The following is a 25,219-nucleotide window of genomic DNA, read 5'->3' as shown; positions in this document are numbered from 1 at the left end:
CCACCACTCCCATGTGCATAAGACGAAGTGGAAGCTGGTGATGCGAAACGGCACCCCACATTTGATACCCCCCGACTGGCTCGACTGGCGGCAAACCCCACGACCCTGCCAACAAAACCGCGCCCGCAATCTACCCCGCACCGGGTAACCCACCAGCGAACATGCCGGAGTTTCGCTTGCTGAATACCCGGCCGCCGTCTGTACGCCCGTGGAGCGTTCGTTCGCCCAGTCACCCACCGAGCCATCCGCCCAGCACCGCCCACCTGCCCGGCCGGCCCTTTTGCCCGGCCTCGACCATCCGACCAGCACCGACCAGCACCGCCCGGCACTGCCCACCCGCCCGGCCGGCCCTCTTGCCCGGCCTCGACTATCCGACCAGCACCGCCCGGCCCCGCTTATCCGCCCGGCCGCGCCCATCCGCGCAACCCCGCTCATCCGCCCGGCCGCGTCTATCCGCCCGGCGGCGCCCATCTGCTCGGCCCCGCCCAGCCCAGCCGGGCCCCGCCCATCCGTCGTCGGCAAGCCCGCTGGGTGCGGTAGTCCCCGTCAACCACCTCCAGCCGTCAATGCGACGAAGGCCCGGCCTCTGACGAGACCGCGCCTTCGTCGCTCGGCGAGCCTAGATGGCGTGGCGGAGGGGGATGGGTCGCGTGACGGTGGGGAGGCTCACGGAGCGAGAAGGTGCCCTTCGCGCGTGGGCCCGCGCGGCGGAGACGTACGTGCCGACGACAGCGCGAGCATCCGCCTGCCCGGTGTAGCTGCTGACCTCGTCGGTGCGAGAAGAGGCGTTGACGTAGGAGCCAATTGTGGCGATGGCACGAGCGGGACGGAGGCCGGTGGAACGCCCGACCTCGCAGCGCAGCTCGCCATCCTCGCGGAGGGCGCCCAGACGACGGCCGCGATCAGCGGCGACAGCGCGGCCGCGGGCCAGGCGCGGCGGGCCGCCGCCGTGCTGATCGACGCTGGGATGAAACCCGAGGGCCAGCCCGCCCCCGAGCGCACCGGCCGCGCCACCGGCTAGCCGCGGGCCGCGAGCAGCTCCGTCATGTAGCCGATCTCACTGGTCTGCGCCTTGATGATCGAGTTGGCCAGTGCGAGCACATTCGGGTCGGTTGATCGCTCGTCCAGAGCCTTCGCCATTTCGACGCCGCCCTTGTGGTGGGCGATCATCAGCGTGAGGAACAGCTTCTCGGCGTCCACGCCGGTCAGCGTTCCGAGGCGAGAGAGGTCGGCGGCCGACGCCATCCCGGGCATGGTCGCTCCGGCGGCGAACGCATCACCGGCGCCGGGCGTCGACTCGGTGGAGCCCATGTTCATACCGTGATCGGAGGCGTTCTGATCGAGCGTCGGCAGAGTCATCCATGTCATCTGCGGCGTGGGGGAGGCCTGCGGCAGCCCCCACAGGTTGAGCCATGCGTACATCTGCCCGGCCTGCTGGCCCTGGGAGGTGGCGATGTCGTAGGCCAGCTGACGGATCTCCGGGTCGGTCGTCTGCTCACGGACGGTCATCGCCATGTCTATCGCCTGCTGGTGGTGCACCTGCATGTCGCGGGCGAAACCGGCTTCAGCGCTGAGGGTTGTGGGGTAGGTGACCGACGGGGTCGTGACGCGCCCGACGATCAGGCCGACCGCCACGAGCAGTACGGCGCCGATGGCGATGGCGATGCGCATCCGCACGGTGCGACCGGATGGTGCATCAGAGCCTCCGCTCACGACACCAGCCCGGGCGCTGTCAGCCCGCCGGTGCAGGCCGCCCCCGGCTCGGGAGCGTTCGGCGACTGCCAGTACGACGTGATGAAGTCGGCGAGACGGGGATCGTCGACACCCGTCAGCTGGATCTGGGCACCCCAGGCCGACGCCACCACCGGCGACGGCAGTCCTTCGTACGGCGAGAGCACGATGTAGGTCTTCGGCAGCGCCGCCCGCAGCGCGGTGAGCTGGTCGCCAGAGACCTGCGACGCGTCGTACGTCACCCAGACTGCCCCGTGTTCGAGGTCGTGCACCGCGTTCTCGTTCGGCACCGGCTGGTCGTACACGCCGCAGTTGAGCCAGACCGCGGCATGGTTTCCGCCCACCGGGGGCACCTGCGGGTAGGTGACGGTTCCGGTCACGTGGTTCTGGGTGAGGCCGGTGAAGGTCTGCACGCCGTCGGCTTTGGTTGCGACGGGCGCCGGTGTCGAACCCGATCCGGTGACGACGAAGACGACCACCAGCACGAGAATGAGAGCGACGGCTCCGATGCCACTGCCGATGGCGATGCGACGGTTGCGCGTGGCTTTCGCCTGCTCGCGCTTCATCGCCGCGACCTTCTCGGCCCGCCGTGCCTCGCGTTCCTGTTTGACGGTCGGGCTTCCGGGTTTTGCGGACTGCCCTCCGCCACCCTGGGGACGAGACGACGACGGACTGGTCTTGTTACCGGATGCCACGGAGGGAGCCTCTTCTTCTCGCAGGGGTTTCGGGGCTGATGTTAGCGAACCCTCCCGAGAGAAAAGTGTTAAAGCGACAACTAACCCGCGGACTTCTTCGTGCCCTCCCGGGCTCCCCGACTCTTCTCCACGCTCTGCCGCAGTGCCTCCATCAGGTCGAGCACCTCACCGCCCGACTCCTCGGTCTCTTTCTCTTCCGTCTCGCCAAACGTCTCGTCGGTATCGACGGAGTCGCCCTTCGCGAGCTTCGCATCGATGAGCTCCTTGAGCTGGACCTGGTACTCGTCGGTGAACTTCGAAGTGTCGAAGTCTGCCGAATAGGAGTCGACGAGGCGGGCCGACATGTCGAGCTCCTTGCGGGAGACCCGCGGATGATCGTCGAGACTGGCGAATTTCGCTTCGCGAACTTCGTCGTCCCACAGCAGGGTCTGCAGCAGCAGAACGTCCCCCTGCACGCGCAGGGCCGCGAGCCGCGACTTCTGACGGAGCGCGAAATGCACGATCGCCGTTCGGTCCGTCTCCTCGAGGGTGCGCCGCAGCAGGGCGTAGGCCTTCGACGACTTCGAGTCGGGCTCGAGGTAGTAGCTCTTGTCGAAGCGAATCGGGTCGACCTGCTCGCTGGGAACGAACTCCACCACGTCGATCTCCCGGCTCTTCTCCGCTGGGAGCGATGCGAGGTCGTCGGCGGTGATGATCACCGTACGCTCACCGTCGTCGTAGGCCTTGTCGATGTGCGCATACTCGACGACCTTCCCGTCGATCTCGCAGACCCGCTGGTACCGGATGCGCCCACCATCCGCATCGTGCACCTGGTGCAGCGAGATGTCGTGGTCTTCCGTTGCGCTGTAGACCTTCACCGGCACGTTCACCAACCCGAACGTGATCGCGCCCTTCCATATGGATCTCATGCCCTCCAGTGTGGCCCGACGGGGTGTCAAGAGCTAGTGACTTGACACGCCCGGGGTGCAGGATGGGCCCATGAGTGCAGCGAAGCGGCGAACGGGCACACGATCATCCGCGTCGAAGACCGATGTGACGGTCGACGTCGACGGGCACCGCCTGAAGCTCACCCACCTCGACAAGGTGCTCTATCCCGAGACCGGAACGACGAAGGCGGAGGTGCTGCAGTACTACTCCGACATCGCCGAGTACCTGCTTCCGCACACCCGCGACCGCGCCGCCACGCGCAAACGCTGGGTGAACGGGGTGGGCACTGTCGAGCATCCCGGCCAGATGTTCTTTCAGAAGAACCTCGACGATTCGGCGCCCTCGTGGGTGAAACGTCGAACGATCGAGCACAGTGACCACGACAATGAGTACCCCCTGGTCAACGATCGGGCGACCCTGACCTGGCTGGCGCAGATCGCTGCCCTCGAGCTGCATGTGCCGCAGTGGCGGTTCGGGCCGCGCGGCGGGCGTCAAAACCCCGACCGGCTCGTGCTCGACCTCGATCCGGGGGAGGGCGTCGGGCTGGCGGAGTGCGTCGAGGTCGCGAAGCTCGTGCGCACGATCCTGCAGGGGATGGGACTCGAACCGCTGCCGGTCACGAGCGGCAGCAAGGGTATTCACCTCTACGCCGCGCTCGACGGCAGCCAGACGTCTGACCAGGTCTCTGCGGTGGCGCATGAACTGGCCCGGGCATTGGAGTCCGATCATCCCGACCTCGTCGTCAGTGACATGAAGAAGACGCTGCGGGTGGGCAGGGTGCTTCTCGACTGGAGCCAGAACAACGGTTCGAAGACGACGGTCGCGCCGTACTCGCTGCGCGGACGGATGCAGCCGACGGTCGCGGCGCCCCGAACCTGGCGGGAACTGACGTCGCCCTCGCTCGCCCAGCTCGACTTCACGGAGGTTCTCGCGCGGGTGAAGCGCCGGGGAGACCCGCTCGCGGCACTGTTCGACGGAACCGCGGAGCCAGACCCGCAGCAGGAGCAGCAGGAGCCGCAGGAGCCGCAGGAGCCGCAGGCGCCGCAGGAGCCGCAGCGCGACCGCCTGCACCTCTATCGCAGTATGCGCGACGGCCAGAAGACGCCCGAGCCGGTTCCGGATGATCGTCCCGGGCCGGGTGCGGGCAACACGTTCGTCATTCAGAAGCACGACGCCACGCGGCTGCACTACGACTTCCGCCTCGAGCACGATGGCGTTCTGGTCTCGTGGGCGATCCCGAAGGGCCCACCGGCCGATATGAAGGTGAACCACCTCGCTGTTCAGACGGAGGATCATCCGCTCGAGTACGCGTCGTTCGCCGGCACGATCCCGAAGGGCGAGTACGGCGGCGGCGTCGTCGAGATCTGGGACGAGGGCACCTACGACCTCGAGAAGTGGCGCGACGGCAAGGAGATCATCGCGACCCTGCACGGTACGAAGAAGGGCGGGCTGGGCGGTGATCGCAAGTTCGTGCTGATCCACACCGGATCGGGCGGGGGATCCAAGGCCGAGCAGAACTGGCTCATCCACCGCATGGAACTGACGTACACGCCCGCCCAGGAGGAGAAGCACCGGGGGATGCCCGCGCAGCCCGACGATGAGGCGCCGTCGATCAACGCGGCGCGGGCCGGTGCAGCGGAGTCGGCCGCCCCCACCACCTCCATCGCACCCATCACCCCCATCACCCCCATCGCACCCATCACCCCCATGCTCGCCACCCTCGGTGCCGCGGCCGACCTCCGCGAGCACGCCGAGTGGGCCTACGAGATGAAGTGGGACGGCATTCGTGCTGTGGCCTACCTCGACGGCGGGCCCGACGGCACGAGCCTGAAGCTGCTCAGCCGCAACGGTAACGACCTGACCAGCCAGTACCCCGACCTCGCCGAACCTCTGCGAGCATCCATCGGCCATCATTCGACCGTTCTCGACGGCGAGATCGTCGCATTCGATGCGCAGGGCCGCCCGAGCTTCAGTCGACTCCAGCAGCGCATGAACCTGCTGGATGAGGCCGATGTGAAGAAGGCGATGCGCGCGGTCTCGGTTCACTACCTCGTCTTCGACCAGCTGCACCTCGACGGCAGTTCGTTGCTGGGAAAGTCGTACGACGACCGGCGCACGAGTCTCGAGGCGAGCGTGACTCCGGATGCCCGTTCCCGCGTTCAGGTTCCGCAGGTGTTCGACGGGGATTTCGAAAGCGCGTTCGAGAGCAGCAGAAAGCTCGGGCTCGAGGGCGTCATGGCCAAGAAGCACGACAGCACCTACGGCGTGGGGAGGCGCTCGCGCTCGTGGATCAAGATCAAGCACCACCTGGCCCAGGAGGTGGTGGTGGGTGGTTGGCGACCGGGCAACGGACGACGAGCCGACAGCATCGGATCGCTGCTGCTGGGCATCCCCGACGGTGACGGCCTGCGCTACGTCGGTCGGGTCGGCACCGGCTTCAGCGACGCCGACCTGCGACGACTCAGCACCACCGTAAAGAAGCTCGGCCGGACGTCGAGCCCGTTCACGGATGCTCCGCGGGAGGTCGCCGCCGACGCGCACTGGATCGAGCCGACGCTTGTCGGCGAGGTGGAGTTCGCTGAGTGGACGGCGGCCGATCACCTCCGTCAGCCGAGTTGGCGCGGCTGGCGCGCCGACAAGTCGCCGGCCGATGTGGTGCGCGAGAGCTGATGCGCAATCTAAGATGGAGTCATGACACAGCTCGGTAAAGGCCCCGTCGAATCCCGCCAGACCTCTGGCGGAGTGACCACTGTGGTGGCCCTGATCGTGTCACTCGCGCTCTTCCTCGGTGGCATGTTCCTTTTCGGAGTCGCCTTCGAGTTCCCTGACTTCGGTGCCCTGATCTTCTCCTCCGGTCTGGTGGCGGTGTGCCTCGGGGTGTTCATTCCCCTGCAGGTGCTGCGCCACGTCGACGGCGCGTAGCCGTTCCCCGATTCGTCGAAGAAGCCCCCGGCCGCTCTGGCCGGGGGCTTCTCTCGTTCAGGCCCCCCTGTCGCCCTCAGCCCTACTTGTAGTCCCGGATGAAGTTCGCCATGCCGGTCTCCGCTGCTCCGGGTGTTGCGACATCGCTCAGGCGCAGCACCGTCAGGCCGTAGAAGCGCCGGACGGGGTCACGGTCGAAGGCCTGCCTGATGTGCGACCAGCCCGCGTGGGTCGCGTCACCATCGCTGTAGAGCCCGCCGTTCAGAGCGTTCTCGCCCTTGAGCTCGACGCCCGCGTCCCACGCCGCATCGGCGATCCAGCCGACCTGGTCGGCCGCGGCCGAATAGGCGCCCTTGTAGATGTCGTCGTCGACGAGGTTCGTCTTCTCGAGCTCGGTGAAGTGCAGCACGATGTGGTGGGTGACCGGCAGGGTACCGTCGCCGTGAACGTTCACGTCGCTGATCATCGTCAGGATGGGGCGGTAGCCATGGCCGGTCGCCGCGCTGTTCATGTCGGTGTCGGTTGAGATGAGGCCGGCCGCCACCTCAGGCACCCGCTGGATGCTCGAGGCCGACATCGTCTGCCAGTGCACCCCGGGGATCTTCTCGCTGAGGTCGACGTTCGCGAAGGCGCCGTCGAACGCCTCGATGGCGGCGTTCAGAACTTTCCGCCCGTGGCCCACGAGGCTCTGCGTGTTCCAGTTCGTGAAGTCCTTGCCGTACGTGATGTTCTTGAACGCGCCGGAGGTGAAGAAGTTCGCGTGGTCGTTCGGTGCCGAGATGGTGTCGAGCGTGAGCCCGGGGATGCCCCAGGCCGAGGCCGCGCCGGCGACCGATCCGTACTTCGCCAGCACCCACGCGGTGAACGAAGACTTGGCGGCCGGGCTGTAGGTCTGCAGTACCCCGCGGTTGGGATACGACGCCGGGGAGCCGGCGACGCCTGCGTCGTGCGCGTTGTACGACGGTTCGCGCAACTCACCCGAGGCACCGGCGCTGAGCGCGACCTCGGAGATCGACCCCCGCAGATCGGTCGCGCCCGAGCTGAAGTGGTCTTCGAAGGCATTCATGAAGTTCTTCATCTGCTGGTACGTGCGCGCCGCCGTCAGGCCCCAGGGCGAAACCGTCTCGCGCGAGATGTTGCCGTATTCGCTCTGGTAGTAGTTGTCGGCCGGGCGCGTTCCGACGATGCCCCCCACCGTCATCGGATCCCAGACGAACGAGGGGATCGTGATCGGCGTCTTGCAGTCCCCGTCGTCGCCTACGTTGCCGCCGCACTGGTGGAACGACATCACCGGAACGATGCTGAGGCCGGCGGCCTTGATGGCAGCGAAGGTCTTGTCGTAATAGCCCCAGCTGTACGACGTCGGTGTGAGGGCGGCCTTGCCCCACCAGACGTCGACCGAGATGCCGGTGCCGCCGATGCGTTTGAACTCGGTGAGCTGGCGGGTGAAGGCCTGCCACTGAGGGCCGTCGCTCGCCCAGTCGGCCATCCAGAGCGGAGCCATGGCGTTGACGGTGGGGGAGTCACCGGTCGCCGCGAGCGCCGCGGTCGGCAGCGACACGACACCGCCGGCCAGGACTGTCGTGACCGCGGCCACCGCGAGGAGGCGGCGGAAGGGGTGCGTGGGGCGGTGCTCCGAGCGGGGGTGGTGCTGAGTCGTCATTGATCTCTCTCAACTGGAAATGGTGGGTCACGTCTCCCCAAGACGAGACCCACCATCATAGTGAGAAAAGATCAGCTATGCATCCACCTCGGCAGAACCCTCGGCTTCGCGCTTCGCAAGCGCCTCGTCGTACTCCTTGCGCACCTCTGCCATGTCGAGGGCCCGCACCTGCTCGATGAGACCCTCGAGGGCGGGCTGTGGCAGCGCGCCGGGCTGCCCGAAGATGGGGATGCCGTCACGGTAGACGACCAGGGTCGGGATGGAGGTGATGCCGTAGCTGGCTGCGAGCGCCTGCTGGTCTTCGGTGTCGACCTTCGCGAACGTGATGTCGCCGTTCTTCTCACTCGTCGCTTCGAACACCGGCGCGAACTGCCGGCACGGGCCACACCATGCGGCCCAGAAGTCGATCAGCACGATACCGTCGGCGACCGTCTGGTCGTGGTTCTCTTGGGTCAGGGTCTGAGTGCTCATGGAGGGTTAAACCACCTCGCTCTACCGCGTATTCCCCCGGTCGGGCTTGCTGAAGGCGCTCCGCATGTGGTCGCTCGACAGGTATTCACCGATGCCGAACAACACCAGGCTGAAGAGAATCTGCTCGGTGATCATCCAGAGCGGGTAGAGGCCGGGGATGGCGGCGATGACCAGGGTCACGAGGGGAAAAATCTTGCTGAACAGTCGAAGCCTCGAGTATGCCCAGTAGAAACCGGAGCGTGCCCGCCAGGCGAAGTAGAACAGCGTCGTCGTGATGCCGAGAACGACCAGCCCCCGAAACCAGACCGGCCAGGGAACCTGCTGGCCGTTCAGCGTGAGCACGAGGGCAATGGCCAGAGCGGCGACGCCGAGAACGAATTCGACGGCGAGCAGCCAGGTGATCGCCGTGAACGCCCGCTCAGTGCGCGGATGCGTGCGCAGGTCTTCGGCGATGCGGTAGGTCGCGTTCCGCCCGGCAGCAAGGCGATCCAGCGACTCCACGATCATGGGTACGAAGTCTACGCGGAGTCGCCGGCCACTCCGGATGCGCGCTCTAGGCTTGGTCTATGAGAGCAGCCGTGTACAACGCCCCGTTCGACGTCTCGGTCGAGACCCGGCCCGACCCGGTCATCCAGAATGCCCGCGAAGCGATCGTGCGCGTCACCTCGACCTGCGTGTGCGGCTCCGATCTCTGGTATTACCGCGGCGAGAGCAAACGCAGAGGCGGCGGACCGATCGGCCATGAGTTCCTCGGCGTGGTCGAGGAGATCGGTGGCGAGGTCACGGCTCTGAAGGTCGGCGACTTCGTGATCGCGCCCTTCATGTGGAGCGACGGAACCTGCGCCCACTGCCTGCACGGCATCACCTCCTCCTGTGTGCACGGCGGATTCTGGGCGGTCGGCACCGACGGCGGCCAGGGCCAGTATGTACGGGTGCCCGAAGCCGACGGCACGCTCGTGGTCGTTCCCGGCGGGGTTCCGGATGCACGGCTGCTGCCCTCGCTGCTGACACTGTCCGACGTCATGGGTACGGGCCACCACGCTGCGGTCAGCGCGGGCGTGGTCGCCGGATCGACTGTCGCGGTCGTCGGAGACGGCGCCGTCGGGCTCTGCGGCGTGCTCGCGGCCCGTCGCCTCGGTGCGGAGCGCATCATCGCGCTGAGCCGCAACCCCGGGCGCCAGGCCATCGCGACGGCCTTCGGGGCCACCGACATCATCTCTTCGCGCGGTGACGACGCGGTCGCCGAACTGCACGAGCTGACCGGCGGCGTCGGAGCCGATGCCACGCTCGAGTGCGTCGGAACGGCCCAGGCCTTCACCACGGCCTTCGCAGTCGCCCGGCCCGGTTCGCGCGTCGGGTTCGTCGGGGTTCCGCACGGTGTCGAGTTCCCCCTCCAGGATGCCTTCACCCGCAACATCGGGCTCGGCGGCGGGGTTGCGCCGGTGCGCGCCTACCTGCCCGCCCTGCTCGACGACGTGCTCAACGGGTCGATCGAACCGGGGCTCGTCTTCGACTACGAGTTCGACCTCGAGAACATCGGCGACGCCTACGCCGCGATGGACGGCCGGCGGGCCATCAAGGCGATCGCGCACCTGTCGTGAGCGACACGGCCATGAGAGCGTCTGGCGACCCGCTCGGGGTCGCGGTCGCCCAGTTCGCGCCGGGCGGCGACAAGGCCGCGAACCTCGAGGCGATGCGCGGGATGATCGAGACCGCCGTCGCCCGTGGCGCAGGCCTCGTCGTGTTCCCCGAATACTCCATGCACTTCCTGGCACCGCTCGGCAGCCAGACCCTCGACGCGGCCGAGTCGATCGACGGGGAGTTCGTGCAGGCGCTCGGAGCGCTCGCCGTGCAGTACGGCATCCACCTCGTCGCCGGCATCGTCGAGACTGCCGACGGCCCGCGGGTGCACAACACGCTCGTGGCGCTGTCGCCGACCGGTGACGTGGTCGCGCGCTACCGCAAGCTGCATCTCTACGACGCCTATGGCGTCACCGAGAGCGAATGGATGCAGCACGACACTGTCGCCGCACCGGAGACGTTCGACGTGGCGGGCTTTACGGTCGGGCTGCAGACGTGTTACGACATCCGCTTTCCGGAGGTGACGCGCTGGTTGGTCGACGCCGGGGTGAACCTCGTGCTGGTTCCGGCGGAGTGGGTGCCGGGCCCGACCAAGGAGCGGCACTGGAACGCGCTGCTCGCGGTGCGCGCCATCGAGAACACCGTGTTCGTGGCGGCCGCCGACCACACCGCCCCCGGCGGGGTCGGCCTCAGCCAGGTGCTCGACCCGACCGGCACTGCGCTCGCCACCCTTGGCTCGGAGGAGGGCGTCACCGTCGCGTTCGTCGACCCGTCGCATCTCGATGAGGCGCGAAGGATCAACCCCGCCCTCGCCCTCCGCCGCTTCGCGGTCGTGCCGCGCTGACCCGGCCGCAGCGGCGCCGCGCCCCTGCTTGAGCGCCCGGGGGTTGCGCGCCCGTTTGTCGCATTCGCGGGTGCGCGCGCAGCCGCGAAACGGACAAACCGCCGCGGAACCGCCGCGGAACCGGCGCGGAACCGGCCCGGGGCTAGCGGCCCAGGCGGGAGAGCTGTTTGGCGGCCAGCTCGAGTACGTCGACGCGCTTGCAGAACGCGAAGCGAACAAGGGAGGAGTATTCGCCCGCCAGTTCGTCGTGGCAGAACGCCGAGAGCGGAACGCCCACGACTCCGGCGAGCTCGGGGAGCTGGCGGCAGAGGTCGGTCGCATCCGTGAAACCGAGCGGGGCAGCATCGGCCACGACGAAGTAGCTCGCGTGGGAGTCGTGCACTTCGAAGCCCGCCTTGGCGAGCCCCGCCGAGAGCACATCGCGTTTGTGCCGCAGGTCGGCCGCGAGCCGTTCGAAGAACTCGTCGGGCAGCCCGAGCCCCAGCGCGATCGCCGGCTGGAAGGGTGCCGCGTTCACGTAGGTGAGAAACTGCTTCACCGCGACGATCGCGGTGATGAGCTTGTGGCGGGCGGTGATCCAGCCGACCTTCCAGCCCGTCGTGTTGAAGGTCTTGCCGCCCGAGGAGATGGTGATCGTGCGCTGCCAGGCGCCGGGCAGGGTGGCGATCGGAATGTGCGGAGCGTCGAAGGTCAGGTGCTCGTAGACCTCGTCGGTGACGATCAGCGCGTCGTGCTGGTGGGCGAGTTCGACGATGAGTTCGAGCGTCTCCCGCGGCAGAACGGCGCCGGTGGGGTTGTGCGGGTTGTTGATCACGATGAGCTTGGTGCGGTCGGTGACCGCCCTGCGCAGGTCGTCATGGTCAGGGAGGAAGTGGGGGAGCCGCAGGGGCACGGTGCGGTGGATGCCGCGGCTCAGGGCGATGAGACCGCCGTAGGCATCGTAGAACGGCTCGAGCGTGACGACTTCGTCACCATCGTCGACGAAGGCGAGAATCGTGGCGGCGAGCGCCTCTGTCGCGCCCGCGGTGACGAGAACCTGGCGGTCGGGGTCGAGGTCGAGACCGTAGAACCGCCGCTGGTGGTCGGCGATCGCGGTGCGGAGCACGGGCATGCCGAGCCCCGGCGGGTACTGGTTGAGCCCCTCGCTGATGGCCCGGCGGGCGGCGTCGAGCACCTCGGCCGGCCCGTCTTCATCGGGAAAACCCTGGCCGAGGTTGATGGCCCCGGTGGCCTGGGCGAGCGCGCTCATCTCGGCGAAGATCGTGGGCCGAACGACCCCGTCGCTCTTCAGGAGGCCGGCACCCTCAGCGGTTCTCTGCCACGGTCCGTTCATCGACATTGCTCCAACCTACTCGGCTCTCGGGCCGAGACCGGCCGCGGGGGTGCAGACGGCCGCAGGCGGTGCAGAATTGAAACAACAGTCTGCTCGCAGCCCACGCATAGAAAATGCACAGGTATGCCGGGAAAGCTGGAGATGCTTGAAAGGAGCACCAATTGACCGACAGCACAGGCGCCGACGACTCGGGCGACATCTCCACCCCCCGAGACATTCCGGCCTCCAACACCACCCCCGCACCACCGGTCGAGCCCGCGGCTCCGACGCACGACGCCGTGCCGGTCGAGAACGCCCAGCAGGTTGCTCCCGTCCCTCCGGTTTCCCCCGTGGCTCCGGTTGGCCCCGTCGCTCCGGTTGGCCCCGCCACCCCCAGCTACAACCAGCCCGGCAACGGCCAGCCCGGCAACGGCCAGCCCGGCTACAACCAGCCCGGCAACAACCAGCCCGGCTATGGCCAGCCCGCGTACCCACCGGCCCAGCACCCCGCGCCGCAGGCCGCCTACACGCAGCCCACCACCCCGCTGCCCAACTACGGCAACGGAGCGTTCGGGCAGCCCGCCGCCGGGTCCTTCGCCACGGCTGACGGTACGACGACCTCGCCCGTCAGGCGTCGGGCCGGAGTCGCCCTCGTGGCAGCACTGGCCATCGGCGCACTGATCGGCGGGGCATCCGGTGCCGGCATCAGCGTCTGGGCCATGTCGGGCAACAACAACAACGCGTCGAGCCAGGCCGCCAGCCCCCAGACGATCACCGTCAACAACCCGAACTCAGCCAACCTCATCACGGCGGTCGCGGCCAAGGCGTCGCCCTCTGTCGTCACCCTCTCGGTGACCGACGGCACGACCACGTCGGGCACCGGGTCAGGCGTCATTCTGAGCAGTGACGGCAACGTTCTGACGAACACCCACGTCGTCACGCTCGACGGCGCCACCGCCAACCCGACCATCTCCGTCACCGCCGCCGACGGCAAGATCTATGCTGGCAAGGTCGTCGGCACCGACCCCGTCGCCGACCTCGCGGTCGTCAAGCTGCAGGATGCCTCGGGCCTCACTCCGATCGAATTCGGTGACTCGTCGAAGCTGAACGTCGGTGACACGGCCATCGCCATCGGTGCTCCGCTCGGTCTCTCGGGCACGGTGACCAACGGCATCGTGAGCTCGCTGAACCGCAGCATCACCGTTGCGTCGTCGGCCGCGCCCGACACCAGCGGCGAGCAGGCCACGCCCGACCCGAACAGCACTGGCAGCCCCTACGACTTCTGGAACTTCGACATTCCGGGCCAGGGTGGCAACTCGCAGACACAGACGCCCTCGACGGCGTCGAGCTCCATCTCGCTCGCGGTCATCCAGACCGATGCGGCCATCAACCCGGGCAACTCCGGTGGCGCGCTCCTCGACTCCGAAGGCAAGCTGATCGGCATCAACGTGGCGATCGCCAGCGCGGGCAGCAGCTCCTCGAGCGGCCAGTCGGGCAGCATCGGCGTGGGCTTCTCGATTCCGGCCAACTTCGCCAAGCGCATCTCCGATGAGATCATCGCGAACGGCAAGGCCACCCACGGCCTGCTCGGGGCATCCATCGGCGCCTCGACCGACACGACCCAGACCGTCACCGGCGCGAGCGTCGTGGCCGTGACCGACGGCGGCGCAGCGGCGGCGGCAGGGCTGAAGAAGGGCGACATCATCACGGCGTTCAACGGCATCGCCATCGCCGATGCGACCGACCTCACCGCCCAGGTCCGCGTGCTCCCGGCGGGCGCCTCGGCCTCGGTCACCTACCTGCGCGACGGGAAGTCGACCACGGTCGACGTCACGCTCGGCGAACTCGCCAGCTGACCCGAACGGCGTCTCGCCGACCGCGCCGCTCCCGGCGCAAACCACCCCACCTGATAGGCTCAACGCTTGCTGTGACTGCAAGCGGGGGGCCTATCGGTATGTGGGCGGCCTGTACCTGAACCACCGAGCGGACCAATGAACGACTCTCCTCCTGCCCCCTCCTCTGCTGCCGGGTCGTCTGTGCTGCCGCCGGTGACCGCGATCATGGTCGCGCGAAACGACCGTGAGACCATCGAGGCGGCCCTGCAGAGCATTGCGGCGCAGAGCTATCCGCTCGGGCTCGACATCATCGTGGCGGTCGGCCCGAACACCGACGGCACCACGCAGTTCGTCGAGTACGCCGCGACTCTCAACCCCCGCCTCACCGTGCTCACGACGAGGTCGGCGTCGCCGGTCATCCCGCTCAACGAGGCGATCGCCGCTGCCCGCAGCTCCCTGATCGTGCGGGTCGACCCGCGCAGCGAGCTCCCGGTGGACTACACCCGGCACGCGGTCGAGGCGATGGTGAGAACGGATGCTGCGGCCCTCGTCGGGCGCACCGTGCCCATCGGCGTGAACGCCGTCGAGCGTGCCGTGGCGAAGGTGTTCGGCCACCGGCTCGGCCTGGCGGCCGACCCCCTCAAGAGGGCGAGCGCAGCCGGACCGACGAACATCGCCGAAGACCACGTTCTGCGCCGCCGCATGTTCATCGAAGCCGGGCTGTTCGACGAGGAGATCCGTCACGGCCAGGCGTGGGAGATGAACCAGAAGCTGCGGGAGGCGGGCCACTCCGTCGTGTTCGTTCCCGAGTTGAGCGTGACCTTCCGCCCGCCATCACGAGTCGTGGTGCTCACCCGCAGCCTCTTCGCCGAGGGGCTCTGGCGTGGCGAGTTCGCCCGTGCGTTCCCCGAGAGCACCGACCTGCGGTTTCCGCTGCCGCCCGCTGTCGTCGTGGCGACCATCCTGGGCTTCATCCTGGGGGCGGGCGGGCTCTTCGGTCTCGTCGCCGGAGCGCTCGGGGCCGCGACCGTGGTGTCGTTCATCCTGTTCGCCCTGCTGCTCGTTCCCATCGCCTATGTGGTCGGCGTGCTGGTGCTGGGTGTGATCGAGGCGACGCGCTCCGGCGCCCGAACCGGCGCCTGGTTCGCGCTGGTGCTGCCGCTCGCGCACTTCAGCTGGGGTTTCGGGTACCTGGCCGGGTTCTTCAACCTCGAGGGCGCGGCCGACACCGTGATCGTGAACCTCGACTAGAGGTCAGAAGCTCACCCGCCAGAGGTACTCCTCACCCGTCGGCCGGAACCACCGCACGACGAGCACCGACCGGCGGGCCAGGTCTTCGCCGCGGATGATCACCTCCAGCACGCCGCCCACATCGAGCGGCCGGGGCGTGCCCGTGTTCATGACCCCGGAACCCAGCAGGCAGAACGTGAGCCCGACCAACCGTTCGTGACCGACGTTGACGATGCGGTAGACGGGCGCGGCCGTGCGGTCGACGCGGAGCGGCACGGCGTAGGCCGGTTCGGCGAGCGGGTTCGACGTCGGCGGGGTGGGCGGGGGCGTGTTCGACCGCGACCGGTGCGACCGGTTCGAGAGGTTCGATGGGGACCGGTTCGGCGGTGGCGTGGAGGTTCTCCTGGCGAGCATGCTGGAACTGTACGACGCGCCACCGACGCTGCACCGGCCCCGGGCCTGCTCCGTGCGGCTCCGGTCGAACCGGCGGTCAGGCGGGCGGCTGCGGGGGAGTGGTTCCCTGGGGTTGCGGGCCCGTCGGGGCGGCCTGTGGGATGTCGTACGAGGGTGTGGGTACCTTCGGCGTGCGGGGTTCCTTCGGCAGGCGGTAGGTCTTCTGTACCTTCGACGGCGTGGCCGGCTTGGCCTTCGACTCCCTCGCGGGCTTCGGCGGCTTGGAGATCTTCATCTTGCCGGGCTTGACGGCTTTGGGAGGTTTCGGCGCCTCGGGTGCCCGGACTGTCGGCGCCTTGATCGTCGGCTCCGTTCCGACCGGAAAGACCGTCGGCGCGGGGCCGAAGGCGCTGCGTGCGCTCTTCACCACCCGGCGACCCAGGATGTTGTTGCCCGCGCCGCCGACGACGGCACCCACACCGAAGGGGAGCAGGCGCCCCACAGCGGTGGAGCCGGTCCAGGCGAGAAAGTGCTTCAGGAACGTCTTCTTCATCTGGTCGGCGATCGGCCCGACCGCGGCCTGCGGCAGGTTCTTCGTCACCATCGTTCCCCAGAACTCGGAACGCCCGGTACCGGCGCCACCGGCCTGTTTGGCGAGCTGCTGAACGAGGTCGGCGCCGCCGCTGCCCATCAGCAGGCTCATGACGAGGGCCCTGGCCCGGTCGGGGTTCTCCACCGCGATGCCATGGATCTCGGTGATCGACTGGGCGAAGAGGGCACTCGCCTCGAGAAACCCGAGGGTCTCGACACCGGTGAGGGCCAGCGACGCGGCCGTGCCGACCGCGGGAACCGCTGACGTCGCACCCACCGCGGCGCCCCCGGTCGTGACCGCAGCGAGGTAGTGACGTTCGAGCGCCGAGATCAACTGGGCGGGGGTGTACCCGGGGTGCCGTTTACGCATGCTCCTGATGTGGGCGATCACAACGGGACGGTGGATGCTCAGCACCCGGTCGATGCCCTGGATGACCTTGGGGTTCACATCGGCCGGGTTCGCATCGGCCGGGTTCGCCTCGGCGGGAAGAGGTTTGGTGCTCTTGGCCATCGTCGGTCTCTCTTCCAGAGTTGTCGCGGGTGAGTCGCCAATTCTATGGGGGGCGCCTGAACCAATCGAGGCACAGCGCCAGCCGGATGCTCTGTGATATACATGCTGTCGTCGCGGGTTCGTTCTGTGGCCCGGGGGTGGGGCTCTGAGCGCCGGCAGATGACTCGGGCCGTCGGAGCTGACTCTGGCCGTCGCAGCGCACCATGGGGATTGATAGGTTTAACGAGTGAGTTCAGAAGCAGACACTCCCGGTACCGGGAGTCAGCAGCCCGAGCCGTCGGGCGCGCCGGAACACACCGCATCCGACAGCGCTGTCGCGGAACGCACCCCTGCTGTGCGCCGTGCTCCCGCCAAACCCCGCGTCGCCGCCACCCGCGCAGCGTCGACCGGTCGCAGCGCCTCCGCCGGTGCGACGACGAAGACCCCCGCGGCGCCCCGGAAGCCTGCGGCGCCCCGCACCGCGAAGCCCCGGGTGAGCCCGCCCCGCGCGGTTGCCGCGGCGAAGGCCTCTGCGCCCGGTGTCGCTGCCCCGGAGGAGACCGTTCCGTTGCCGCCGGTTGAGGCGGCTAAGGTCCAGGATGCGCCGGTCGAGGTGGCTTCGGTTCAGGATGCGCCGGTCGAGGTGGCTTCGGTTCAGGATGCGCCGGTCGAGAAGGCGTCCCGGTCGAGCGCGCCGCGCACGACTCCACCGCGCACCTCCAGCCCTCGAAGTTCCACACCGCGGACCGCCTCGCCCCGCACCGCCTCGCCACGCACCGCCTCGACGGGTGGCGCACCGTCTCGGCCCACGGCTCCGCGCCAGGCCAAACCGCGGGCCGTCGCCGTCGAAGCTCCTGCGGCTGATGCGCACGCTGTCGAGGCGCATGCGGTCGAAGCGCAGACCGTCGAGGCCCGCACCGTCGAAGCGCAGACCGTCGAGGCCCGAGTCGTCGAGGAGCCGCAGATCGGGGATGCCGTGGCGACGGCCGAGGGCGAGACCGTCACCCTGCCCGCGCTCTCGATGGCGGGACTCGTCAAGCGCTACGGATCGACGGTTGCGGTGGATGGGGTCGATCTCGATGTCCTGCGCGGCGGGTTCTACGGAATCGTCGGTCCCAACGGTGCAGGCAAGACGACGATGCTTTCGATGGTCACCGGGCTGCTGCGGCCCGACGCGGGCGTCATCCGAGTGAATGGTCTGAATGTCTGGGATGACCCGGTGGCTGCGAAGCGTTCGATCGGAGTGCTGCCCGACAAGCTGCGGCTCTTCGACCGGCTGACCGGGCGCCAGCTGCTGCACTACTCCGGGTCGTTGCGGGGGCTCGACGGGCGTACGGTGCGAGAGCGCGCCGACGAACTGGCCGAGGCCTTCGGATTGCAGGATGCCCTCGGTCGCCTGGTCTCCGATTACTCCGCGGGCATGACGAAGAAGGTGGCGCTGGCTGCCTCGATGATCCACTCACCGCGCCTGCTCGTTCTCGACGAGCCGTTCGAGGCCGTCGACCCGGTCTCTGCAGACACGGTCACCGGCATCCTGCAGCGGTATGTCGCCAACGGCGGCACCGTCGTGCTCTCGAGCCACAGCATGGACATGATCGAGCGGGTCTGCGACGGCGTCGCCATCATCGTTCAGGGCAAGGTTCTCGCCAGCGGTACCGTCGACGAGGTTCGCGAGGGGTCGACCCTCGAAGACCGGTTCATCGAACTGGCCGGAGGCCACAAGGCAGTCAAGGGCATGGAATGGTTGCTGAACTCACTCGACTGAGGCTCGCGCTTCTCGCCAACATCGCAACCGGCACCCCCGCTCGCCGCGTCGGCGTCGGGATCGGTCTTCTTGCCGCTCTCGTCGCGGTGATCGCCGTCTCCGCCAGGGTGTTGCGGCTCGCGCAGCTGGACACGGTGGTCGCCCGCTCCGAGATCGTCATCGGAGGGTCGGCCATCGTGCTGGCGTTCGTGGTGGTGCCCCTGCTCCTGCAGCGCGACGACCCGATGGATCCCCGCCGTTTCGCGCTGTTCGGCATCCCCGGGCCGAAGCTCGCCCTCGCCACCGCGGTCAGTTCCGTCGTGGCGCTGCCCGTCGTGGCCACCCTGGTCTTCTCCGTCGCGACGGTGCTCGTGTGGTCGGCGAGCCCCCTCGGTGCCGTGCTGGCCGTCGTCGGTGCGCTGCTCGCCGTCGCCACCTGCGTTCTCTGCGGTCGCATCTTCTCGTCTGTCTCGGCGCTCGTGCTCGTGACCCGGCGGGCCCGGGAAGTCGCAGGAGTGGTCGGGGTCTTCGTGCTGGTGCTCGTGGCCCCGGCAGACGCCCTGGCGCTCAGCCTCAACTGGGGCTCGGCAGACACCACTCTCGGCGACACCGTCTCGCGGATGCTCGGGTTCACCCCGCTCGGCGCAGCATGGGCCCTGCCCGCGGTCGCCGCCGGTGGCGACACCGGGGGAGCCTTCCTGTGCTTCCTGATCGCCGCAGTGACGGTCTCGGTACTGTGGGTCGTCTGGCGAACGTTGGTGACCCTGATGATGACCTCGTCGCGTCGGGACGGCGCCGTTCGCGCCCAGCCCGCGGCCCTCGGCTGGTTCGGCAGCCTGCCCTCGACCCCCGCCGGTTCGATCGCCGCGCGCAGCCTCACCTACTGGGCACGTGACCCGCGGTACTACGTTCCGCTGGTCATCATTCCGATCGTGCCGATCATCCTGGCGATCCCTCTCATCGTCGTGCAGTTCCCCCTGCAGCAGTACGCGCTGTTCCCGCTGCCGATCATGTGCCTGTTCCTCGGGTTCGCCGTGCACAACGATGTGGCCCTCGACAACACCGCCGTCTGGCTGCATGTCGTCTCGGGCAAGCGCGGCATCGCCGACCGATTCGGTCGCATCGCCCCGGTTCTGCTGCTGGGCCTGCCGCTGATCGGTGTCGGATCGGTCGCCACCGTCTTCTTCGCCCACAACAGCGCAGCGTTGCCCTCGATTCTCGGCGTGAGTACCTGCCTGCTCTTCGTCTCGACCGGGCTCGGCAGCCTCCTCTCCGCCCGTTTTCCCTACGCGGCAACCCGTCCCGGCGAGAGCCCGTTCACTCAGCCCCAGACGACCGGCTCGACCTCGGTCTTCGTGCAGGTCGGAATCGTCGTCGGCACCCTGGCGCTGGCGTCGCCGAGCCTCTACTTCGCGATCGTCGCCCTGACCCCGGGTGGCATTGCCGCAGCCGGGTCGGCCGCAGCCGGGTCAGCCGCAGCCGGTGTGGCAGCAGACGGTCTCACCGCAGACAGTGCCTACTGGAGCTCGCTCTGGTGGGGTGTGCTCGTCGGCGTGGCCGTGCTGGTGCTCGGCGGTGTGGCCGGCGGTGCCGTCTTCAACCGCCGCGGGCCAGAGATCCTCGCCACCTCCGTTCGCGGCTAGACTTTTTGCATGACTCTGTCGCCGCTGTCCCTCACCCCCCGGGCCTCGATCTCCGAGCCCGGTGCCCTACCCGACGGGGGAGGCACCGCGACGCTCGAACGAGAACTCGAAGAGCTGCTCAACACCGAGCAGATCGATCCCGGCGACCATGAGCGCTTCTCGCACTACGTGCAGAAGGAGAAGATCCTCGAGTCGGCGCTGAGCGGCACCCCGGTCAAGGCCCTCTGCGGCAAGAAGTGGGTTCCCGGCCGCGACCCCGACAAGTTCCCGGTCTGCCCGACCTGCAAAGACATCTACGACAAGATGATCAAAGACGAGTAGACAGAACCCAGGGATGGCGCCCGGGGCGAGCGCTGCGTCAGTCGGTGATGTAGCGGGTCGGTATGATCGCCTCTCCGCCGCGCGACAGGCGGAACGCCCCCGGCGGCAGTTCGGCAACCGCAGCCCTGTGGTGGGCCCGGGCCCGTTCGACGCCCGCGGCACCGAGGTAGGCCTCGTCGGCCACCCCGTTCTCGACCAGGGTCACGAGAAGGTCGCGTTCGCCGAAGACCACGCCCGACTCGGAGTCTGCGCCGCTGCCAGCGCTGCCGGCGCTGCCAGCGCCGCCGCGCCCGGCGCTCCCGTCTCCATCCGCGTCGACGTACAGCACCTCCGCGACCGCGTGGCCGTCGCCGTCGAGCTGTCGCACCGCGTTCTTACGACCGCCGATCGACGTCTTCTTCGCTGAGCGCTTGGCCACCGACATCCATTCGCCACTGTCGGTGCGGTGGGCGACGAGTTTGTACACCATTCCCGCAGCCACCGACCCCGAGCCCGTGACGACCGAGGTGCCGACCCCGTAGGAGTCGACCGGGGTGGCCGCCAGTGCGGCGATCGTGTATTCGTCGAGGTCGCTCGTGACGGTGATCCTGGTGGCGGTGTTGCCCAGGGCGTCGAGGCGCGCGCGCACCGAGGCGACGAGCGCGGGGAGGTCTCCGGAGTCGAGCCGCACGGCTCCGAGAGCCGGGCCCGCGACCTCGACGGCGAGGTCGGTCGCGCGGTCGACGTCGTAGGTGTCGATGAGCAGGGTGGTGCCCGGTCCCATCGCCTCGACCTGTGAGCGGAACGCATCTTCTTCGGTGTCGTGCAGCAGCGTGAAGGCGTGGGCTGCTGTGCCCATGGTCGGAACACCCCAGGAGCGCCCGGCCTCGAGGTTGGAGGTCGCCGCGAAGCCCGCGATGTACGCGGCCCGGGCGGCGGCGACGGCCGAACGTTCGCCCGTGCGGCGCGAGCCCATCTCGGCGAGCGGCCGGCCGGCTGCGGCCGAGACCATGCGGGCTGCGGCGCCGGCGACCGAGGAGTCGTAGTTCAGAACGCTGAGAATGAGGGTCTCGAGGATGACACCCTCGGCGAACGACGCCTCGACCGTGAGGATGGGGGAGCCGGGGAAGTACAGCTCGCCCTCACGGTACCCGCGGATCGTTCCCGTGAACCGGTAGTCGGCCAGCCAGTCGAGCGTGCGAGCACTCACCACGCCGTTGGTTCGCAACCAGTCGAGCTCAGCTTCGCCGAACCGGAAGTCGCGAACCAGCTCGAGTGCCCGGCCGGTGCCCGCGACGACGCCGTACCGGCGATCGTGCGGGAGCGTTCGGGCGAACACCTCGAAGAGGCACTGCCGGTCGGCGGTCGCGTCGGTGAGGGCCGCATCGAGCATCGTCAGCTCGTACCGGTCGGTGAGAAGGGCGGTGGATGAGCTCACAGCGACGAGCCTAGCCCCACGGTAGGCTCGTCAGTTGTGAGTGACGCACCGATTGGCATCTTCGATTCCGGGGTCGGTGGTCTGACCGTCGCCCGGTCCATTCGCGACCAGCTGCCGAACGAATCTCTGCTCTACGTCGGCGACACCGCGCACTCGCCCTACGGCCCCAAGCCTCTCGCCGACGTGCGTCGCTTCGCTCTCGCCGTGCTCGACGATCTGGTCGATGCGGGTGTGAAGATGCTGGTCATCGCCTGCAATACGGCGTCGGCCGCCATGCTCCGGGATGCCCGGGAGCGCTATGGGGTGCCGGTGATCGAAGTCATCCAACCGGCCGTGCGTGCCGCCGTCAGGGCGACCCGCAACAACCGCGTCGGGGTGATCGGCACGAGCGCCACGGTCACGTCGCGCGCCTACGACGACGCCTTCGCCGCCGCCCCGCACCTCGAGCTGCTGAGCGTGGCCTGCCCGCGCTTCGTCGACTTCGTCGAGGGCGGTGACACGTCGAGCCCCGAGCTGCTCGCTGTGGCAGCCGACTACCTCGCCCCGCTGAGGGAGGCGAAGGTCGACACGCTGGTGCTCGGGTGCACGCACTATCCGTTCCTGAAGGGCGCGATCAGTGTCGTCATGGGCGACGGTGTCACGCTCGTGTCGAGCGACACCGAGACCGCGAACGATGTCTACCGCGAACTGGTGGGCCAGGGCATCCTGCGCACGAGCTCGGCCGAGCCGACCTACCGTTATGAGGCCACGGGCGAGAGTGCCGACGAGTTCCTGCGGCTCGCCCACCGTTTTCTCGGTCCGCAGGTCGATGCGGTCGATCTGGTCGAGACCGGCACCATTCCCGTGCTCCCCGCCGCCCTGGCCGCGCTCGCCGAACAGACCACCGAGCGCCACAGCATCAAACCCCACCCCCGCTTCAAGGAGAACCGATGACCGACACCACCCCCTCCCCGCTCGTGCGCGCCGACGGCCGATCGGTCGCCGACCTTCGCGAGGTGACCATCGAGCGCGGCTGGAGCGCGCAGGCCGAGGGTTCTGCGCTCATCTCGTTCGGCAAGACCAGGGTGCTCTGCACGGCCTCGTTCACGAATGGCGTTCCGCGCTGGATGTCGGGCAAGGGCAAGGGCTGGGTCACGGCGGAGTACGCCATGCTGCCGCGGGCGACGAACAGCCGCATGGACCGGGAGGCCGTCAAGGGCAAGATCGGCGGCCGCACCCACGAGATCTCGCGGCTCATCGGCCGGTCGCTCCGTGCGGTCGTCGACATGAAGGCGCTCGGCGAGAACACCATCGTGATCGACTGCGACGTGCTGCAGGCCGACGGCGGAACACGCACGGCCGCCATCACGGGCGCCTACGTGGCCATGGTCGACGCCATCGAGTGGGCCCGCGGCAAGAAGTTCATCGGTCAGAAGGCCCAGCCGCTCACCGACAGCGTCTCGGCCGTCTCGGTGGGCATCATCGACGGAACACCCATGCTCGATCTGGCATATGTCGAAGACGTGCGTGCCGAAACAGACATGAACGTGGTCGTGACCGGCCGGGGCTCGTTCGTCGAGGTGCAGGGAACCGCCGAGGGAGCACCCTTCGACCGGGCCGAGTTGAACGCGCTGCTCGACCTCGCCCTGGTCGGCACGACCTCCCTGGCCACCCTGCAGGAGACGGCGCTCGCCCCCGCACTCCCCTCCACCACGCCGGGCAACGACGCATGAACCGGGTTCGCGTCGTGCTGGCGACGCACAACCAGCACAAGGTCGACGAGTTCCAGAAGATCCTGGGTGCCCGGCTGCCCGAGCTCGACATCGTGAAGTACGACGGGCCCGAGCCGGTCGAAGACGGAACGACCTTCAACGAGAACGCGCTGATCAAGGCGCGGGCGGCGGCTCTGCACACGGGGCTGCCGGCGCTGGCCGATGACTCCGGGATCACCGTCGACATCCTCGGGGGGTCGCCCGGCATCTTCTCCGCACGCTGGGCGGGGCACGGGAAGGGCGATCTGGCGAACCGGGAGCTTCTCCTCGACCAGCTCGCCGACATCCACGACGACCAGCGCGGCGCGGCCTTCGTCTGCCACATCGCGGTGGTGGTTCCCGCGGCCCTGCGCCCTGAAACTCCGGGTGCGGCTCCGGATGCGGCTCCGGATGACCAGCCGTACGAAGACGTGGCCGCCGGGTTCTGGCGGGGTTCGCTCCTCCGCGAGTCGCGCGGTGCAAACGGGTTCGGTTACGATCCCGTGTTCGTTCCGGCCGGACTCACCGTGACCGCGGCCGAACTCAGCCCCGACGAGAAGAACGCCATCAGCCACCGGGCCCTGGCGTTCTCGAACGTGATTCCACTCTTGAGAATGAACGTCATTCCTATCTAGACGGGAACAGGCCCGGGCGGGTGGTTTCTGGCAGGAGGGCTGCCTATCCTGTAAGCGATGAGCGCACACAGCGAGGCACACAGCGAGGGCCACAGCGAGGGACACAGTCACGCGAACGGGTCGACGAACCGCACGCGGCTGCTCATCGCCATCGGCATCGTCACCGCGGTGCTGGTCGTCGAGGTCGCAGGTGCGGCCCTCAGCGGTTCGCTGGCCCTGCTCGCCGACGCCGGCCACATGCTCTCCGACCTCTTCGGCCTGGTCATCGCGCTGGTGGCCTCGATCATCGCTCTGCGACCGGCTTCCGACCGGCACACGTTCGGTTTCCAGCGTGCAGAGGTGCTGGCAGCGCTTGCCAATGGACTGATTCTGCTGGTCGTCGCCGCGTTCGTCGGCTTCGAGGGTGTGCGGCGTCTCCTCTCACCTGAGGCCGACCATGTACAGGGCCTACCGATGCTCATCATCGCCTCGATCGGGCTGGTCGCGAATGTCGCTGCGCTGCTGGTGCTGCGGGGCGGCGATCGTGCGTCGTTCAACATGCGTGGGGCCTACCTCGAGGTGTTCGGCGACACTCTCGGATCGGTCGCGGTCATCGTCGCTGGCATCGTGATCATCACGACGGGCTTCGTCACGGCCGACGCCCTCGCGTCGCTGGCCATCGCCGTGATGATCGTGCCGCGGGCCTTCGTGCTGCTTCGAGACGTCGTGGCGGTGCTCATCCAGTCAACCCCGCGCGAGACCGACGTTCAGCAGATCCGGCGCCACATCATCGAGACTCCCGGGGTGCTCGAAGTTCACGACGTGCACGTCTGGGCGATCACCTCGGGCGAACCCGTGTTCTCCGCGCACGTGGTGGTCGAGCCGCGCGTCTTCGCCGAGGGCTCGACGGGGGAGCTGCTCGACCGGTTGTCGGAGTGCCTGACGGCCCACTTCGACGTCGAGCACTCCACCTTCCAGCTCGAGCCGGCCGAGCACGCCGGCCACGAGCACGAACAACACCGCTGACCATAGCGGACGTCGCGCGGCGGCAGCCGCGCGTGCGGC

The 25,219-nt window shown here is 68.4% G+C and carries 23 protein-coding genes and 1 pseudogene; 14 read left to right on the top strand and 10 right to left on the bottom strand.

Annotated features, from left to right (window positions below; translation table 11 throughout):
* Positions 1–829 precede the first annotated feature (829 nt).
* Positions 830–1,021: pseudogene (locus B7R24_RS10235) on the top strand (hypothetical protein); the annotation flags it as partial.
* Here the strand turns inward: B7R24_RS10235 and B7R24_RS10230 are convergent.
* From B7R24_RS10230 to B7R24_RS10220, 3 genes are all read right to left on the bottom strand, one after another.
* Entirely contained in the window at positions 1,018–1,713 is a 696-nt protein-coding gene (locus B7R24_RS10230) for a DUF305 domain-containing protein (RefSeq protein WP_253259386.1), read from the bottom strand. The pseudogene B7R24_RS10235 and the gene B7R24_RS10230 sit on opposite strands and share 4 nt — an antisense overlap.
* Positions 1,710–2,426 (bottom strand): DUF3105 domain-containing protein, encoded by a 717-nt coding sequence (locus B7R24_RS10225; RefSeq protein ID WP_253259385.1) that lies wholly within the window; start codon positions 2,424–2,426, stop codon positions 1,710–1,712. Before B7R24_RS10225 ends, B7R24_RS10230 begins: the two co-directional genes overlap by 4 nt.
* Before the next feature lie 80 nt (positions 2,427–2,506).
* The gene (locus B7R24_RS10220) at positions 2,507–3,334 is read right to left on the bottom strand and encodes a Ku protein (RefSeq protein ID WP_116418857.1); all 828 of its coding nucleotides are present in this window, start codon (positions 3,332–3,334) and stop codon (positions 2,507–2,509) included.
* A gap of 70 nt (positions 3,335–3,404) precedes the next feature.
* On the opposite strand from B7R24_RS10220, the gene B7R24_RS10215 reads away from it, so the two are divergent.
* Complete coding sequence (locus B7R24_RS10215) at positions 3,405–6,023, top strand: ATP-dependent DNA ligase (RefSeq protein WP_116418856.1); 2,619 nt, start codon at positions 3,405–3,407, stop codon at positions 6,021–6,023.
* 21 nt (positions 6,024–6,044) lie between these two features.
* The gene (locus B7R24_RS10210) at positions 6,045–6,275 is read left to right on the top strand and encodes a hypothetical protein (protein ID WP_116418855.1); all 231 of its coding nucleotides are present in this window, start codon (positions 6,045–6,047) and stop codon (positions 6,273–6,275) included.
* A gap of 82 nt (positions 6,276–6,357) precedes the next feature.
* Here the strand turns inward: B7R24_RS10210 and B7R24_RS10205 are convergent, their stop codons facing one another.
* The 3 genes from B7R24_RS10205 to B7R24_RS10195 all read right to left on the bottom strand — a co-directional run bounded on the left by B7R24_RS10205 (position 6,358) and on the right by B7R24_RS10195 (position 8,916).
* The gene (locus tag B7R24_RS10205; protein ID WP_116418854.1) at positions 6,358–7,938 is read right to left on the bottom strand and encodes a family 14 glycosylhydrolase; all 1,581 of its coding nucleotides are present in this window, start codon (positions 7,936–7,938) and stop codon (positions 6,358–6,360) included.
* A gap of 75 nt (positions 7,939–8,013) precedes the next feature.
* Positions 8,014–8,409: a thioredoxin gene (gene trxA / locus B7R24_RS10200; protein ID WP_116418853.1), complete on the bottom strand. Its 396-nt coding sequence runs from the start codon at positions 8,407–8,409 to the stop codon at positions 8,014–8,016.
* 21 nt (positions 8,410–8,430) lie between these two features.
* Positions 8,431–8,916 (bottom strand): hypothetical protein, encoded by a 486-nt coding sequence (locus tag B7R24_RS10195; protein WP_116418852.1) that lies wholly within the window; start codon positions 8,914–8,916, stop codon positions 8,431–8,433.
* Positions 8,917–8,975: 59 nt separating this feature from the next.
* Here B7R24_RS10195 and B7R24_RS10190 point away from each other — a divergent pair, with 59 nt between their 5' ends.
* Together B7R24_RS10190 and B7R24_RS10185 are read left to right on the top strand one after the other, a co-directional pair.
* Positions 8,976–10,010, top strand: coding sequence for a zinc-dependent alcohol dehydrogenase family protein (locus tag B7R24_RS10190; RefSeq protein ID WP_116418851.1), 1,035 nt, complete (start codon positions 8,976–8,978; stop codon positions 10,008–10,010).
* A gap of 11 nt (positions 10,011–10,021) precedes the next feature.
* On the top strand, positions 10,022–10,834 hold the full coding sequence (locus tag B7R24_RS10185) for a carbon-nitrogen hydrolase family protein (RefSeq protein WP_116418878.1): 813 nt from the start codon (positions 10,022–10,024) through the stop codon (positions 10,832–10,834).
* A gap of 142 nt (positions 10,835–10,976) precedes the next feature.
* On the opposite strand, the gene B7R24_RS10180 is transcribed toward B7R24_RS10185, so the two are convergent.
* Positions 10,977–12,173, bottom strand: coding sequence for an aminotransferase class I/II-fold pyridoxal phosphate-dependent enzyme (locus B7R24_RS10180; protein WP_116418850.1), 1,197 nt, complete (start codon positions 12,171–12,173; stop codon positions 10,977–10,979).
* 155 nt (positions 12,174–12,328) lie between these two features.
* Here B7R24_RS10180 and B7R24_RS10175 point away from each other — a divergent pair, with 155 nt between their 5' ends.
* Positions 12,329–14,002: a S1C family serine protease gene (locus B7R24_RS10175; protein ID WP_253259384.1), complete on the top strand. Its 1,674-nt coding sequence runs from the start codon at positions 12,329–12,331 to the stop codon at positions 14,000–14,002.
* A gap of 135 nt (positions 14,003–14,137) precedes the next feature.
* Positions 14,138–15,232 (top strand): glycosyltransferase, encoded by a 1,095-nt coding sequence (locus B7R24_RS10170; RefSeq protein ID WP_116418849.1) that lies wholly within the window; start codon positions 14,138–14,140, stop codon positions 15,230–15,232.
* Between the two features lie 3 nt (positions 15,233–15,235).
* Here B7R24_RS10170 and B7R24_RS10165 read toward each other — a convergent pair whose 3' ends face one another.
* Both B7R24_RS10165 and B7R24_RS10160 read right to left on the bottom strand, forming a co-directional pair.
* Entirely contained in the window at positions 15,236–15,625 is a 390-nt protein-coding gene (locus B7R24_RS10165) for a hypothetical protein (protein ID WP_216363669.1), read from the bottom strand.
* Positions 15,626–15,701: 76 nt separating this feature from the next.
* The gene (locus B7R24_RS10160) at positions 15,702–16,706 is read right to left on the bottom strand and encodes a hypothetical protein (RefSeq protein WP_116418848.1); all 1,005 of its coding nucleotides are present in this window, start codon (positions 16,704–16,706) and stop codon (positions 15,702–15,704) included.
* A gap of 226 nt (positions 16,707–16,932) precedes the next feature.
* Between B7R24_RS10160 and B7R24_RS18435 the strand changes: the two genes are divergently transcribed.
* Genes B7R24_RS18435 through B7R24_RS10145 form a run of 3 tightly spaced genes read left to right on the top strand, consistent with a single transcriptional unit; the run spans position 16,933 to position 20,393 of the window.
* The gene (locus B7R24_RS18435; RefSeq protein ID WP_367302618.1) at positions 16,933–18,450 is read left to right on the top strand and encodes an ABC transporter ATP-binding protein; all 1,518 of its coding nucleotides are present in this window, start codon (positions 16,933–16,935) and stop codon (positions 18,448–18,450) included.
* The gene (locus B7R24_RS10150) at positions 18,426–20,072 is read left to right on the top strand and encodes an ABC transporter permease (RefSeq protein WP_116418847.1); all 1,647 of its coding nucleotides are present in this window, start codon (positions 18,426–18,428) and stop codon (positions 20,070–20,072) included. The genes B7R24_RS18435 and B7R24_RS10150 overlap by 25 nt, the downstream gene beginning before the upstream one ends.
* Positions 20,073–20,081: 9 nt before the next feature.
* The gene (locus B7R24_RS10145) at positions 20,082–20,393 is read left to right on the top strand and encodes a DUF3039 domain-containing protein (RefSeq protein WP_116418846.1); all 312 of its coding nucleotides are present in this window, start codon (positions 20,082–20,084) and stop codon (positions 20,391–20,393) included.
* A gap of 37 nt (positions 20,394–20,430) precedes the next feature.
* On the opposite strand, the gene B7R24_RS10140 is transcribed toward B7R24_RS10145, so the two are convergent.
* Positions 20,431–21,810, bottom strand: coding sequence for a nicotinate phosphoribosyltransferase (locus B7R24_RS10140; protein WP_116418845.1), 1,380 nt, complete (start codon positions 21,808–21,810; stop codon positions 20,431–20,433).
* 36 nt (positions 21,811–21,846) lie between these two features.
* On the opposite strand from B7R24_RS10140, the gene murI reads away from it, so the two are divergent.
* Genes murI through B7R24_RS10120 form a run of 4 tightly spaced genes read left to right on the top strand, consistent with a single transcriptional unit; the run spans position 21,847 to position 25,180 of the window.
* On the top strand, positions 21,847–22,743 hold the full coding sequence (gene murI / locus B7R24_RS10135) for a glutamate racemase (RefSeq protein ID WP_116418844.1): 897 nt from the start codon (positions 21,847–21,849) through the stop codon (positions 22,741–22,743).
* Positions 22,740–23,522, top strand: coding sequence for a ribonuclease PH (gene rph, locus B7R24_RS10130; RefSeq protein ID WP_116418843.1), 783 nt, complete (start codon positions 22,740–22,742; stop codon positions 23,520–23,522). Before murI ends, rph begins: the two co-directional genes overlap by 4 nt.
* The gene (locus B7R24_RS10125; RefSeq protein WP_116418842.1) at positions 23,519–24,175 is read left to right on the top strand and encodes a non-canonical purine NTP pyrophosphatase; all 657 of its coding nucleotides are present in this window, start codon (positions 23,519–23,521) and stop codon (positions 24,173–24,175) included. The genes rph and B7R24_RS10125 overlap by 4 nt, the downstream gene beginning before the upstream one ends.
* A 57-nt stretch (positions 24,176–24,232) precedes the next feature.
* Positions 24,233–25,180 (top strand): cation diffusion facilitator family transporter, encoded by a 948-nt coding sequence (locus tag B7R24_RS10120; protein WP_116418841.1) that lies wholly within the window; start codon positions 24,233–24,235, stop codon positions 25,178–25,180.
* Positions 25,181–25,219: the final 39 nt, after the last annotated feature.

Source organism: Subtercola boreus (genome assembly GCF_003399645.1).
Taxonomy (GTDB): domain Bacteria; phylum Actinomycetota; class Actinomycetes; order Actinomycetales; family Microbacteriaceae; genus Subtercola; species Subtercola boreus_A.
This window is presented reverse-complemented; position numbering and strand designations above follow the sequence as displayed.

Excerpts from the sequence above, each read along its gene's own strand:
- B7R24_RS10220 (WP_116418857.1), bottom strand. The coding sequence starts at position 3,334 with ATGAGATCCATATGGAAGGGCGCGATCACGTTCGGGTTGGTGAACGTG.
- B7R24_RS10215 (WP_116418856.1), top strand. The coding sequence starts at position 3,405 with ATGAGTGCAGCGAAGCGGCGAACGGGCACACGATCATCCGCGTCGAAG.
- B7R24_RS10210 (WP_116418855.1), top strand. The coding sequence starts at position 6,045 with ATGACACAGCTCGGTAAAGGCCCCGTCGAATCCCGCCAGACCTCTGGC.
- B7R24_RS10205 (WP_116418854.1), bottom strand. The coding sequence starts at position 7,938 with ATGACGACTCAGCACCACCCCCGCTCGGAGCACCGCCCCACGCACCCC.
- trxA (WP_116418853.1), bottom strand. The coding sequence starts at position 8,409 with ATGAGCACTCAGACCCTGACCCAAGAGAACCACGACCAGACGGTCGCC.
- B7R24_RS10195 (WP_116418852.1), bottom strand. The coding sequence starts at position 8,916 with ATGATCGTGGAGTCGCTGGATCGCCTTGCTGCCGGGCGGAACGCGACC.
- B7R24_RS10190 (WP_116418851.1), top strand. The coding sequence starts at position 8,976 with ATGAGAGCAGCCGTGTACAACGCCCCGTTCGACGTCTCGGTCGAGACC.
- B7R24_RS10185 (WP_116418878.1), top strand. The coding sequence starts at position 10,022 with ATGAGAGCGTCTGGCGACCCGCTCGGGGTCGCGGTCGCCCAGTTCGCG.
- B7R24_RS10180 (WP_116418850.1), bottom strand. The coding sequence starts at position 12,173 with ATGTCGATGAACGGACCGTGGCAGAGAACCGCTGAGGGTGCCGGCCTC.
- B7R24_RS10170 (WP_116418849.1), top strand. The coding sequence starts at position 14,138 with ATGAACGACTCTCCTCCTGCCCCCTCCTCTGCTGCCGGGTCGTCTGTG.
- B7R24_RS10165 (WP_216363669.1), bottom strand. The coding sequence starts at position 15,625 with ATGCTCGCCAGGAGAACCTCCACGCCACCGCCGAACCGGTCCCCATCG.
- B7R24_RS10160 (WP_116418848.1), bottom strand. The coding sequence starts at position 16,706 with ATGGCCAAGAGCACCAAACCTCTTCCCGCCGAGGCGAACCCGGCCGAT.
- B7R24_RS10150 (WP_116418847.1), top strand. The coding sequence starts at position 18,426 with ATGGTTGCTGAACTCACTCGACTGAGGCTCGCGCTTCTCGCCAACATC.
- B7R24_RS10145 (WP_116418846.1), top strand. The coding sequence starts at position 20,082 with ATGACTCTGTCGCCGCTGTCCCTCACCCCCCGGGCCTCGATCTCCGAG.
- rph (WP_116418843.1), top strand. The coding sequence starts at position 22,740 with ATGACCGACACCACCCCCTCCCCGCTCGTGCGCGCCGACGGCCGATCG.
- B7R24_RS10125 (WP_116418842.1), top strand. The coding sequence starts at position 23,519 with ATGAACCGGGTTCGCGTCGTGCTGGCGACGCACAACCAGCACAAGGTC.
- B7R24_RS10120 (WP_116418841.1), top strand. The coding sequence starts at position 24,233 with ATGAGCGCACACAGCGAGGCACACAGCGAGGGCCACAGCGAGGGACAC.